Origin of the sequence: Nocardia sp. NPDC002869, assembly GCF_046764065.1 — a bacterium.
Classification (GTDB): domain Bacteria; phylum Actinomycetota; class Actinomycetes; order Mycobacteriales; family Mycobacteriaceae; genus Nocardia; species Nocardia rhamnosiphila.
Genome location: NZ_JBKOOL010000005.1, coordinates 25,517 through 38,422, shown reverse-complemented (window position 1 = coordinate 38,422; position 12,906 = coordinate 25,517). Strand labels below are relative to the sequence as shown.

Sequence of the window (12,906 nt, the reverse complement as noted above, 5' to 3'; positions counted from 1 at the left end):
GCGCGGAACCGGCGAGCTACGGACCGCGGCCTCGCATGGCACGATGGGCTGGTGAGTACGACACGCCCGGCCAGGTGGCGAGCGCGCCGCGATACAGCTCCGGGAACGAAGCGGAGGCCGTGGTGAATCCCCAGCAGCCCTCGACGCCGGCTCAGGTGTGTGTCCGGCACGCCGACCGCCCGACCGGTCTGTCCTGTACCCGCTGCGGACGTCCGGCGTGCCCGGAATGCCTGCGTCCCGCCTCGGTCGGCCAGCACTGTGTCGATTGTGTGCGGGCCGACCAGCGCAGCACACCGCAGGTGCGGACCGTATCGGGTTCGGCCGCGGCCCGCAGTTCGGTCCCGTTCGTCACTAACACCCTGATCGCGCTCAATATCCTGGTCTACGTCGTGACCGCGGCGCAGTCGCGCAGCGTGATGGAGAACGAGCGCGGATCGGCGCTGTTCGTGGATTGGGTCATGTACCCACCCGCCGTGGCCGGCGGCGACTGGTTCCGTGTGATCGGTTCCGGGTTCCTGCACTACGGGCTGATCCATCTGCTGCTGAACATGTTCGCGCTGTATATCGTCGGCCGCGATATCGAACTGGTGCTGGGCAGGGCCCGCTACCTGGCCGTATATCTCATCTCGCTGCTCGGCGGATCGGCCGCGGTGATGCTGCTGGCCCAGGACAGTCTCACGGCGGGAGCCTCGGGCGCGGTGTACGGCTTGTTCGGCGCGATCACGGTCGTGCTGATCCGGTTGCGGCAGAACCCGAACAATATGTTGATCCTGATCGCGATCAACGTGTTCATCAGCTTCTCCCTACCCGGTATCTCGCTGTGGGGTCACCTGGGCGGTCTGGCCGCGGGCACCCTGGCGACGCTCGGCATCATGTTCCTGCCCGCGTGGGTGCGGGTTCGGACGCCGGAGCGTGCCCGGCTGGTCGGGGTGCTCGCGCCGGCGGCCCTGGCGGTGGTGGCCGTGGCGGTGATAGTGCTCGCGGCGGTTTCGCTGCGCTGAGCCGGGCGTACCGCGTTGAGGCTCCGGCGTGTGGGCCTGGCGGGCCCCGGCATGTTCAACGTGAAACATTCGGACGCGCGCAGCGCGCGACCAGACCACGAGGTGACCCGCCGGGGCACTCAGCGCGCGGCGTCGCCGCGCAACCGCAGTTCTGTCCGCACCGCCGCGTAGACATCCTCGGGGCTCGTGCCCAGATCCCAGCGGCCGAAGATCAGTAGCCGCTCGGATCCCAGATGGTCCACATCGATCTCCAGCATCGGCGATTTCCGGCCCAGTCGGCGGTAGCCGACCACTCGCGCCCGCAGGATCTGGTCACGGGTGTATTCGGTGACGCCGGTGAGTGTGCGCAGCACCAGCCGCGGATTCTCGCCCGGCACCACCGAGAGCCGTGGTCGCTGCCGCATTCCGAGCGCGGCGACTCCCAGCAGTACCAGCGCGGCCACCCCGAGCAAGAATTTTCCGGGCAGCTCGGTCGTCAGTACCGCCGCGACCGCGAGGACCACCCCGCCGCCGGCCGTCGCGATCAACGCGGGCAGGGGCGTCGTCCAGGCGAGACGGGGTTCGGTGCGCTCGGGCTGCACGCGGGTGTACCTCCATCTGAGGTCGAGGGTTATCCACAGAGTTATCCACAGGTGTGCATTAATTACACCGGTGTAACCCCGGGCGAGGCGCCGCTAACGCCAGCGCATCGTCATGATCAGACCCACCACCATCAGCCCGAACCCGATCAGGAAGTTCCAGGCATTGAGGTTGCTCATCCAGCTGATCTGATCGGCAGCGAGGTAGTAGACCAGCAGCCAGACCAGGCCCGCGAGCATGAAGCCCAGCATGATGGTGACGTACCAGACAGGCGACGGACCAGCTGCCTTCACCTTCACCGGCATACGGCTGGCGGGGTTGATCGTGTAGTCGGTCTTCTTCCGGACCTTCGACTTGGGCATGATGTCCTCGTGTTCAGCGTGCAGGTCGTGTTCCAAGGCTATCCCACCAGGTAATCGGTGTGATGCCCAGCGGCCGTACAGTCCGCGTGACCGATTGTGGCGCAATCGCAGGCCGGACCGGGTGTGCCGGGGTGCGAACACGTAATCTTTGGGCATGCGTGTACTGGTCGTCGACAACTACGACAGCTTCGTCTTCAACCTGGTCCAGTATCTGGGCCAGCTCGGCGTCGAGGCAGTGGTATGGCGTAACGACGACCCGGAGCTGGCGGATCCGACGGCCGTGGCCGGCGATTTCGACGGAATCCTGATCAGCCCCGGTCCCGGCACCCCGGAACGCGCGGGTGCCAGTATCGACCTGGTCCGTGCCTGTGCCGACCGGGGCACCCCGCTGCTGGGCGTCTGCCTCGGACATCAGGCCATCGGTGCGGCCTTCGGCGCCACGGTGACCCGGGCTCCGGAACTCCTGCACGGGAAGACCAGTTCGGTGTTCCATATCGGCACCGGAGTCCTGGCCGGGCTGCCCGATCCGTTCACCGCCACCCGTTATCACTCGCTCACCGTGGTGGAGAAGACGCTCCCGCCCGAATTCGACGTCATCGGCCGCACCGAGACCGGGATCGTCATGGCCCTGCGCCATCACGAACTGCCGATCCACGGTGTGCAGTTCCATCCGGAATCGGTCCTCACCCAGGGCGGGCACCGGATGCTGGCGAACTGGCTGGAGGTCTGCGGTGAGCGCCCCCAGGAGGGGCTGGTGCAGATGCTGGAAGCAGAGGTCGCCTCCCTGGCCGTCTGATATACGACTCGCCGGGCCGGGCCCGGCAGCGGATCAGGGTGGTCCCAGTGGCATTATTCCGGTATTGACCGTCACCGTCGTCGACGACGGCACGGTGGTCCCGGCCGAGGGCTGCTGGCTGAGAACCTTGCCGGCCTGATCGGAGTTGAGCGTGATCTGCGTGATCTGACGGACCTGATTCGCGCTGCCCTGCCAGCCGCTTTCGCGCAGCTTGTCCACCACCTCCGCGGTGGTGAGCCCCACCAGGTTCGGCATCGCGATCCGATCGCTCTGCGCCACCTGGACCGTGATCGTGGAACCCTCGTCGGCCGTCGAACCGCCGGACGGGCTGGTGGAGAGGACCTCGCCGCGCGGCCGAGCCGACTGGACCTGCTCGATTACGATCTTGAAGCCGGCGCCCTCGAGGTTCGGCTGGGCCACATCGATCAGCTGGCCGACCACCTCGGTGACGCGGACCTGTTTGGGACCGGTGCCGATGGTCAGCGTGATCTGACTGCCCGCGTCCATCTCGATACCGGGCGAAGGATCCTGCCCGATCACCTTGTCCTTGTCCTGCGCGCTGGACGGTTCCCGCTTCACGTCCGGGTTGGTCTGGAGGCCGGCGTTGTTGAGTTCCTGCTCGGCGTCCTGCTGGGACAGGCCGGTGAGCCGGGGGACCGGTACCTGCTGCGGACCGGTGGACACCTGCACGGTGATGGTGCTGCCCTCGTCGGCGCGCGAGCCGCCCAGCGGCTGGGTCGCGATCACATTGCCGGCACTGATCTTGCCGTCGGGTTTCTCCTGGACGGCCACATCGAAGCCGAGCGAATCGAGCTTCTTCTGGGCCTCGGTGGCGGAGGTGTTGGACAGATCCGGGACGGCCACCTGATCGGGTCTGCTCCCCGGGCCCAGCAACATCCAGAAGAGCCCGAAGGCAGCCACCACCGCGGCGACCACACCCACCGCGATATAGGCCGTGCGGCGGGAACGGCCCCCGGAGTCGTGCCCGTAATCGTCGTAGTCGTCGCCCTCGTCGCCGCCGCGATAGCCACGGCCGGAACCGTCCGCGGGGCCGAGCATGGTGGTGCGGTCCTCGTCGGTCATCACCATCGGCGCGCCGGGTTTCTGACCGCCCAGCACCCGGATGAGATCCGCGCGCATTTCCGCCGCACTCTGATAGCGATTGGCCGGATTCTTGGCCATCGCCTCGAGCACCACCGAGTCCAGTTCCCGCGGCACCCCCTCGTAGACGAGCGAGGGCAACCGGGGATCCTCCCGGACATGCTGGTAGGCGACGGCGACCGGGGAGTCACCGGTGAACGGGGGCTGACCGGTGAGGATCTCGAACAGCACACAACCGACCGAGTAGACATCGGACCGGGCGTCCACCGTCTCCCCACGCGCCTGCTCCGGCGACAGATACTGAGCGGTGCCGATCACGGCCGCGGTGGCGGTCATCGGATTGGCGGCGTCGGCGATCGCACGGGCGATACCGAAATCCATCACCTTCACCGCACCGGCACGGTTGATCATGATGTTGGCGGGCTTCATATCGCGGTGCACGATCCCGGCCTTGTGGCTGAAATCGAGCGCCGCGCACACATCGGCGACGACCTCCATCGCGCGCCGGGGCGGCAGCGGTCCCTCGTTGCGCACGATATCGCGCAGCGTGTCACCTTCCACGTACTCCATCACGATGAACGGCAGCGGTCCGCCGTCGATCTCGGCCTCGCCGGTGTCGTAGACCGCCACGATGGCCGGATGGTTCAGCGCCGCGGCGTTCTGCGCCTCACGCTTGAAGCGCAGATAGAACGTGGGGTCCCGGGCCAGGTCGGCGCGCAACACCTTGATCGCGACATCGCGGTTGAGCCGCAGGTCGCGTGCTTTGTGGACTTCGGACATACCGCCGAACCCGATGATCTCGCCCAGCTCGTAGCGAGAGGAGAGATTCTTCGGGGTCGTCATGGCTGTCCTTGCAAATTAAGGTCCGGCGCGATGTTGTCGACAGGGTTCCCCGGGAAGGGGATATCAATGGTCGGGACCGGCGGGCGGCGACGCGTGGTGGTCTCCTCTTCCTCGCCGGTGGTCTCTTCGCTCGCCGTCGTCTCGGTGGTGCTCGGAGCCGCGGACGTGGTGGTGGGCGGCTGAGTCGTCGTGGTCGAGGGCTGCGGCGGTGTGGTGGTCGTCGCGGCCGGCGGCGCGGTGGTGGTGGGCTCCACGGGCGGCGTCCATACCGGGGGCTCGGTCACTTCGTAGGTGGTGGTGACCGGCGCCGGCAGCGGACGGGTGGTGGGTGCGGTGGAAGAGGTGACCGGCGAAGTTCCCGCCGGGTTGGTGTCCCCGCCGAACAGCAGCCATACCACGGCACCACCCAGCAACAGCGCGCCGATACCGAGCGCGATCATCCACTTCTGGTTCTTGTTGAGGATGCCGCCGCCGGGGTTGCCGCGGTAGTCGTCGTCGCCGGGGTCATGCGCGCCGCGGTCGTACGTGGTCGCCGGCCCGGCCATGGCGGCGGGAGGCGCGTTGTAGCGGACGGTCGCGGTCTCGTCGTAACCCGGCTGCGAAGCCGCGATCACGCTGGTGGGCCCCGCCACCGGGAGATCGCGGGGCGGAGGCGGACGGCGGCCCGAGCGGACCGCGGCGACCGCCTCGGCGAATTCACCGCCGTCGGTGTAGCGCTGGGCCGGGTCCTTGGCCAGCGTGATCTCGACCAGTTCGCGCACATTCGGCGGCAGGTCGGTGGGCATCGGCGGCGGCACTTCGCGGACGTGTTTCATCGCGACGGTGAGCGCACCGTCTCCGGTGAACGGCCGCTGTCCCGCGAGCGCCTCGTATCCGACGACACCGAGGGAGTACACATCGCTGGCCGCGGTGGCGTCCTCACCGACCGCCTGCTCGGGCGCGATGTACTGCGCGGTGCCCATCACCATCCCGGTCTTGGTGACCGGAGAGGCATCGACCGCCTTGGCGATACCGAAATCGGTGATCTTCACCTGGCCGGTGGGGGTGACCAGGATATTTCCCGGTTTCACATCGCGGTGTACCACGCCCGCCAGATGCGCGACCTGAAGTGCGCGACCGGTCTGTTCCAGCAGGTCCAGGCCCTGGGCCACCGACAGTCGGCCGAGCCGGTTCAATACGGTGTTGAGCGGCTCGCCCTGGACCAGTTCCATCACCAGGTAGGCGGTTTCGCCGCCCTGGGGGTCGTAGGTCTCGCCGTAGTCGTAGATACCCGCGATACCGGAATGGTTCAGCTGCGCGGTGGTCTTGGCCTCGGTGCGGAACCGGTGCCGGAAGGTCGGGTCCGCGGAGAACTCCGACTTGAGGACCTTGACCGCGACCCGGCGATCCAGCCGGGTGTCCAGGGCTTCCCAGACCTGGCCCATCCCACCGGTGGCGATCAGCCGCTGCAGCCGGTAGCGGTCCGCGATCAACGCGCCGTTTGTCAGCATCGGGTTCCCCGCAGATTCACTCGCACATCCATCTCGTTCAGCGACCTCGCAGACCTGCGTCCAGTACCGCCCGGGCGACCGGCGCGGCGACCGACCCACCTGTTGCCGCCAGCGCCCGGTCACCGCCGTTCTCCACGATGACCGCGATGGCGATCTTCGGGTTCTCGGCAGGTGCGAAGGCTATGTACCAGGCATGCGGTGGGGTGTTCCGTGGATCGGCGCCGTGCTCGGCCGTACCGGTCTTCGACGCGATCCGATAGGACGTTCCGCCGCTGCCCGCGGTGTTCTCCTCGGAGGCGACCATCAGCTCGGTCAGCGTAGACGCTACATCGGCGCTCACGGCCTGGCCGACCGAGACCGGCTCGGTGGTGGACAGCTCGCTCAGATCCGGGTTCTGCAACTGGTCGACCAGGTAGGGCTCCATCCGGACACCGCCGTTGGCCACGGTAGCGGCGATCACGGCATTGTCGAGCGGGGTGAGCGCGACATCACGCTGGCCGATACTGCTCTGCGCGAGAGCGGCGTTGTCCGGGATATTGCCCACGGTGCTCTCGGCGACCGGCATCGGGATCCCGCGATGCGGTCCGATACCGAACGCCGCGGCCTCGTCTTCCAGCGCTGCCGCCCCGACATCGACGCCGAGCTCCACGAACGCGGTGTTGCACGACCGCCGGAACGCCTCGTAGAGGGTGGCGGTGGGACCGGATCCGCAGGTCGAGCCGTTGTAGTTCTCCAGGGTCGTGCTCGTGCCCGGCAGGGTGATGTTGGGCGCCGCGGTGAACTGGGACTGCGGATTCGCCTTCCCATTGGACAGCGCGGCCGCCGTGACGACCACCTTGAAGGTGGAACCGGGTGGATAGGTCTGCGAGATGGCCCGGTTGAGCATCGGCTGGTTCTCGTCGGCGCCGAGATCCTCCCAGGCCTGGGTGCCTTGGGCGCCGTCGTGCCCGGTCAGCAGGTTCGGGTCGTAGCTGGGGGTGGACACCATGGTCAGGATCTTGCCGGTGCTGGGTTCGATCGCCACCACCGAGCCGGTGTAGCCCTTGCTGGTGAGTTCGTTGTAGGCGACCTGCTGCATCACCGGATCGATGGTGGTGACGACATTACCGCCGCGGGGGTCACGACCGGAGACCAGATCGACCAGCCGGCTGCCGAAGAGCTGGGCGTCCGAACCGTTGAGCACCGGATCCTCGGCCCGTTCCAGACCGGTGCTGCCGTACTGCATGGAGTAGAAACCGGTGACGGGGGCGTAGGCCTGCGGATCGGTCGGATAGACGCGCAGATACTTGTAGCGGTCGTCGGTGGACACCGAACTGGCCAGCACGGTGCCACCGGCCGAGATCTGGCCGCGCTGGCGGGAGTACTCGTCGAGTAGCACCCGTGAGTTACGGGGGTCGGCGCGGTAGTCGTCGGCCTTGATGACCTGCACATAGGTCGCGTTGAGCAGCAGGGCGACGATCATCACCATGACCGCCATGGCGACGCGGCGTAATGGTGTGTTCAACGCTGCAGACCCCCTTGCCGTCGTGACACCATCACTGTCTGCGCTTCCGCCAGCGGCGCCGGGGCGGGTTCGCGGCGGCGGGCCGGCGCGGGTTCGCGAGCCGCGTCGGAGATCTTGATGAGGAGGGCGATCAGCACATAGTTCGCCAGCAGCGAGGAACCGCCGTAGGAGACGAACGGCGTGGTGAGACCGGTCAGCGGGATCAGCTTGGTCACTCCGCCCACCACCACGAAGACCTGGATGGCGATGGTGAACGAGAGCCCGGCCGCGAGCAGTTTGCCGAAACTGTCCCGGATCGCCAGCGCGGTGCGCATACCGCGCAGCACCAGCACCAGGAACAGGATCAGGATCGCGGTCAGGCCGATGAGACCGAGTTCCTCACCGATGGTCGTCACGATGAAGTCGGTTTTGGCGAACGGCACCTGCGACGGCCGTCCGGCGCCCAGGCCGGTGCCCGCCAGACCACCGGTGGCCAGGCCGAACAGCGACTGCACGATCTGGTAGCCGGTGTTGTTGTAGTCGTCGAACGGGTGCAGCCAGGTCTCCACGCGTACCCGGACGTGCCCGAACATCTGGTAGGCGAATACGAAACCGAGGGCGAGCAGGCCGCCGCCGATGAGCAGCCAGCCCACGCGTTCGGTGGCGATGTAGAGCATCACCAGGACAGTGCTGAAGATCAGCAGCGACGTGCCGAGATCCTTCTCGAACACCAGGACACCGATGCACACGATCCACACGGCCAGGATCGGGCCCATATCGCGGGCCCGCGGAAACTCCATGCCCAGGAAGTGCCGCCCGGCCGCGGTGAACAGCTCCCGTTTCGAGACCAGCACCGAAGCGAAGAAGATGATCAACAGGATCTTCGCGAATTCGCCGGGTTGCAGGCTGAGACCGGGCAGCCGGATCCAGATCTTGGCACCGTTGACCTCGGACAGCGAGCTGGGCAGGATCGCCGGGATCGCGAGTGCCACCAATCCGACGAGACCGAGGGTGTAGGCATACTTGGCCAGCGTGCGGTAGTCGCGCAGCACCAGCAGGATCGTGACGAACAAGATGATGCCCAGCGCGGTCCACAGGATCTGCTGGTTCGCGTCGGGGGAGGGGATCTCCCAGGAGTTGTAGGCGGCGGTCTGCTGATCGGCCAGATCGAGCCGGTGGATCAGTACCAGGCCGATGCCGTTGAGCAGCGCCACGATCGGCAGCAGCAGCGGATCGGTGTAGGGGGCGAAACGGCGTACCGCCAGGTGCGCGACGGCGAAGAGACCGAGATAGGCCAAGCCGAGCTTGGCGATATCCCAGGTCAGCGATTCTTCCTGGCTCGCTTCCACCAGGGCCAGTGCGGCGGTGGTGATCAGCGCCGCGAATCCGAGCAGCATGAGCTCGGTATTGCGCCGGGTCGTCGGCGACGGCGCCGGAGCGAAACCGCCCGGGGGACTCGGAAAAGCCCCGGCGGACGGTGGTGCCGGTGCGGACATCAGTCCGTCACCCGGCAGTTCTCCCCGGCGATCTGGGGCACAGCGGTGGTCGTCGGAGCCGGGACGGTGGTGGTCGGGGGCGCGGGCGGCGCGGGGTTCTCCCCATTGGTACCGGGCGCGGGCGGCTGGTTGGCCGGGGCGGGCGGAGCCGCGTCGGTGGGCGTCGGCGCGGGCGCCACCGGAGCGGGGGCAGGGGCCGGGGCCGGGGTGGTGGTGACCACGCCCGGCTGCGCGGCCGAGGCGTTCTTCTTGCACACCGGCAGCAGCTCACGGTCGGCCAGCACGGCCATCTGCTCGCGGGCCTTGTCCAGGGTGCCGGGCGGCAGCCCGCGCTCGACCTGGTCACGACCGGTCTGTTCCAGATCGCTGACCTTCAGAACCCGGCAGCCCTGCGGCAGGGCGGCGCCGCTCTCGACGAGGCCGAGCTCGCCTTTGGATGTGACGCAGCCGACCAGGTTCACGTCGTGGATCGAGTAGCCCAGGATCGACCCTGGCAGACCCTGCATGACCACGACACTGTCGTTGTCCGCTCCGACGTAGTAGTTGGTCCGGATCATCTTGTAGCCGACGACCAGGCCGACCACCACCGCGAGTACGAGGGCGACCGCCAGCAACAGCCAGCGCAGTTTGTGGGACTTCTTCGGTTGCGCCTCGGGCTCACCGGCGGCCCGGCGCGGGGCGGCGGCCGGCGGGCGCATCGCGGCGGCCCGCCCGGCCGCGGTGTTCGGCGGCGGGTTGTCCTCGGCTTCGCCGGATGCCGCGCCGGCCACGATCGGATGACTCTGGCCGTAGTCGAGGTCGATGACGTCGGCGACGACGACGGTCACATTGTCGGGCCCGCCGCTGCGCAGCGCGAGCTCGATGAGCCGGTCGGCGCATTCGTCGGTACTGCCCTCACGCATGGTGTTGGCGATGGTCTCGTCGCTCACCACATCGGACAGACCGTCCGAGCAGAGCAGATACCGATCCCCGGCCCGGGCCTCGCGCATCACCAGGGTCGGCTCGATCTCGTTACCGGTGAGCGCGCGCATGATCAGCGAGCGCTGCGGATGAGTATGAGCCTGCTCCGCGGTGATCCGGCCCTCGTCCACCAGCGATTGGACGAACGTGTCGTCGCGGGTGATCTGGGCGAGTTCGCCGTCGCGCAACATGTAGGCGCGCGAGTCGCCGATATGGACCATGCCGAGTTTCTTGCCGGCGAACAGGATGGCGGTGAGCGTGGTGCCCATACCGTCGAGTTCGGGCTCTTCCTCGACCTGTTCGGCGATGGCGGCATTACCCGCGTGGGTGGCCCGGTTCAGTTTGCCGAGCAGATCCTCGCCGGGTTCGTCGTCGTCCAGATGCGCCAGCGCGGCGATCATCAGTTGCGACGCCACTTCGCCGGCCGCGTGGCCACCCATGCCGTCGGCAAGGGCCAGCAGGCGGGCGCCGGCGTAGACGGAATCTTCGTTGTTGGCGCGGACGAGGCCGCGGTCGCTGCGCGCTGCGTAGCGGAGAACAAGTGTCACGATCGGAGCTCGATCACTGTCTTGCCGACCCGGACAGGAGTGCCGAGCGGAACGCGGACTGCGGTGGTGACTTTGGCACGATCCAGGTAGGTACCGTTGGTCGAGCCGAGGTCTTCGACGTACCAGTCGTCACCGCGTAGGGACAGCCGGGCATGTCGGGTGGAGGCGTAATCATCGGTGAGCACCAGCGTGGAATCGTCCGCACGGCCGAGCAGCACCGGTTGGGTACCGAGCGTTATGCGGGTACCGGCGAGAGAACCTTGAGTCACCACAAGATATTTGGCGCCCTTCTGGCCTCGGCGCATGGACGGCAGCACCGCGGAACCGCGCGGTCCCCGGGTCTGCAGTCGTTTGCCGGAGGCCGCGTAGATATCACTGCGGAGGGTACGCAGGATTGCCCACACGAACAGCCACAGCAGCAGGAGGAACCCGGCTCGGGTCAACTGCAAGATCAATCCCTGCACGGCGCTCCACCTCCTGTTCGACCGTGTGTCGGTGTTGTAGGCGTGGTGCGACCCACCCCACTGCGATGCTCGTCCCGGCGGACCGCTGTGCGGTGCCGCGCGTGTGTTGGCACATCATAGGGCCGTCGGACGATACCGATCACGATTAGGCCGCCCCATTATGCGAGAGCCGCCTCGTGATCCGCACGGCGAGCCTACGGCATCAGACGATACGGATGAGGATCTCGGAGTGCCCGGCACGGATGACATCGCCGTCGGCGAGTTGCCAATCCTGCACGGGAGACCCGTTCACCAGGGTGCCGTTGGTGGAACCGAGATCGGACAACATGGCGGTCTGGCCGTCCCAGCGAACCTCGATATGGCGGCGGGAGACACCGGTGTCGGGGAGACGGAAGTGCGCGTCCTGCCCGCGGCCGATGATGTTGCTGCCTTCCCGTAGCTGGTAGGTCCGGCCGCTGCCGTCGTCGAGCGCGAGGGTCGCGGAGAAACCGGGTCCGGCCGCCGGCGCGTATCCGCCCGGTGCGCCGTAAGCGGCCTGCTGGGCCTGCGGGGGATAGCCCTGGCCCTGCGGCTGGCCGTAGGCCTGCTGGTCGTACCCCTGTTCGTAGCCGGGCTGCTGGCCGTAGCCCGGCTGCTGGTCGTACCCCTGTTCGTAGCCGGGCTGGGCATAGCCCTGCTGGTCGTAACCACCCTGCTGGGCATAACCCTGCTGGTCGTACCCCTGGTCGTAACCTTGTTGGCCCTGATAACCCTGGTCGTAGCCGGGCTGGCCCTGATAGCCGCCCTGGTCGTAGCCGGGCTGCTGGCCGTAGCCCTGGTCGTAACCGGGCTGGGCATAGCCCTGCTGACCGTAGCCCTGGTCGTAGCCGCCCTGCTGGGCGCCGTAGGCCTGCTGGTCGTAGGCGGCGCCACCCTGCTGGTAGTCGTAGCCGTTCTGATAATCCGGGCCGCCGTTGTAGGCCGCGCCGGGACCGTAGTCCTCGGGGTACGCGCCGTTCTGCGGCCCGCGGCCCGCGGGTCCGGGAGCGTACCCGCGATTACGTGGATCGGACTCCGCGTGCTCACGGCTCGGGTCGTAGCCAGAGTTCTGCGTCATGGGGCCAGCTCCTGGTTGCGGGTTAGCGGGTCGTTGTAGCGGTTCGGGGCGGTGAGCCGGTGCGGCTCCGCGGCCGGCGTCGGGGTCGACGCGACCGCTCGTCCTGAACATTCCGGTGTGCAGCGTAGGGGATGCCTCGAACGCCACGTGTACTTCGCCATAGGTCTGCCAGCCTTGCTCACGGATGTAATCCTGCAGATGTTTGGCGAAAGCACGGGTTGTGAGGTCGTGATCGGCGTCGAGCTGCCGGTGGTCCGACGAGTTGATGGCGATCACATAGCTGTTGGGTGCGAGCAGATGCCCACCGCCGACATCTCGGACGTTGTCGGCGGCCTCACGCTGCAGCGCTGCCTCGACCTCCTGGGGAACGACGTTCCCGCCGAAGACTCTGGCGAAGACGTCACCGACGGCGCCCTGCAGGCGACGCTCGAAACGCGAGACGATCCCCATCCGGGCCCTCCCTTCGGTGAGTCTCTCCTCATTCTTTACGACGACACGCGAATACGGCGTGTCGTTCTACGAGCACGTTCTCTGCATGATATCCACGTTCCGCTGTACCTGTAACTACCGGAACCGTGCCGGAGTTCCCTTCCCGGCGGTCCTCGTGCTCCGAGCCCTGGTCACCGGCGGGTTCGAAAAGCCTGTGACCATGTGATTTCGTCTCGTGGACCTCTCCGTGCTAGTGTC

11 protein-coding genes are annotated in these 12,906 nt (G+C 67.4%); 2 read left to right on the top strand and 9 right to left on the bottom strand.

The annotated features are described in order from the left end of the window. The first annotated feature begins 119 nt into the window (after window positions 1-119). Complete coding sequence (locus tag ACLML9_RS01455; protein WP_411943766.1) at window positions 120-1,001, top strand: rhomboid family intramembrane serine protease; 882 nt, start codon at window positions 120-122, stop codon at window positions 999-1,001. 119 nt (window positions 1,002-1,120) lie between these two features. Here the strand turns inward: ACLML9_RS01455 and ACLML9_RS01450 are convergent, their stop codons facing one another. Both ACLML9_RS01450 and crgA read right to left on the bottom strand, forming a co-directional pair. Beyond that, on the bottom strand, window positions 1,121-1,582 hold the full coding sequence (locus ACLML9_RS01450; RefSeq protein ID WP_411943740.1) for a PH domain-containing protein: 462 nt from the start codon (window positions 1,580-1,582) through the stop codon (window positions 1,121-1,123). A 93-nt stretch (window positions 1,583-1,675) separates the two neighbouring features. Then, window positions 1,676-1,942 (bottom strand): cell division protein CrgA, encoded by a 267-nt coding sequence (crgA, locus tag ACLML9_RS01445; protein WP_411943739.1) that lies wholly within the window; start codon window positions 1,940-1,942, stop codon window positions 1,676-1,678. A gap of 154 nt (window positions 1,943-2,096) precedes the next feature. Between crgA and ACLML9_RS01440 the strand changes: the two genes are divergently transcribed. Further along, complete coding sequence (locus ACLML9_RS01440) at window positions 2,097-2,738, top strand: aminodeoxychorismate/anthranilate synthase component II (protein ID WP_030524427.1); 642 nt, start codon at window positions 2,097-2,099, stop codon at window positions 2,736-2,738. Between the two features lie 33 nt (window positions 2,739-2,771). Here ACLML9_RS01440 and pknB read toward each other — a convergent pair whose 3' ends face one another. The 7 genes from pknB to ACLML9_RS01405 form a co-directional block, all read right to left on the bottom strand. Then, a complete protein-coding gene (gene pknB / locus ACLML9_RS01435) occupies window positions 2,772-4,682 on the bottom strand; it encodes a Stk1 family PASTA domain-containing Ser/Thr kinase (RefSeq protein WP_411943738.1) in 1,911 nt (636 codons plus the stop codon). Further along, window positions 4,679-6,172, bottom strand: coding sequence for a serine/threonine-protein kinase (locus tag ACLML9_RS01430; protein WP_411943737.1), 1,494 nt, complete (start codon window positions 6,170-6,172; stop codon window positions 4,679-4,681). Before ACLML9_RS01430 ends, pknB begins: the two co-directional genes overlap by 4 nt. 37 nt (window positions 6,173-6,209) lie before the next feature. Next, the gene (locus ACLML9_RS01425; protein ID WP_411943736.1) at window positions 6,210-7,676 is read right to left on the bottom strand and encodes a peptidoglycan D,D-transpeptidase FtsI family protein; all 1,467 of its coding nucleotides are present in this window, start codon (window positions 7,674-7,676) and stop codon (window positions 6,210-6,212) included. Next, window positions 7,673-9,151, bottom strand: a complete 1,479-nt coding sequence (locus ACLML9_RS01420) for an FtsW/RodA/SpoVE family cell cycle protein (protein WP_030524423.1) — start codon at window positions 9,149-9,151, stop codon at window positions 7,673-7,675. The genes ACLML9_RS01425 and ACLML9_RS01420 overlap by 4 nt, the downstream gene beginning before the upstream one ends. Then, window positions 9,151-10,659, bottom strand: a complete 1,509-nt coding sequence (locus ACLML9_RS01415) for a PP2C family protein-serine/threonine phosphatase (protein WP_411943735.1) — start codon at window positions 10,657-10,659, stop codon at window positions 9,151-9,153. Before ACLML9_RS01415 ends, ACLML9_RS01420 begins: the two co-directional genes overlap by 1 nt. After that, entirely contained in the window at window positions 10,656-11,123 is a 468-nt protein-coding gene (locus ACLML9_RS01410; protein ID WP_411943734.1) for an FHA domain-containing protein FhaB, read from the bottom strand. The genes ACLML9_RS01415 and ACLML9_RS01410 overlap by 4 nt, the downstream gene beginning before the upstream one ends. Before the next feature lie 202 nt (window positions 11,124-11,325). Further along, window positions 11,326-12,669, bottom strand: a complete 1,344-nt coding sequence (locus ACLML9_RS01405; protein ID WP_411943733.1) for an FhaA domain-containing protein — start codon at window positions 12,667-12,669, stop codon at window positions 11,326-11,328. Window positions 12,670-12,906: the final 237 nt, after the last annotated feature.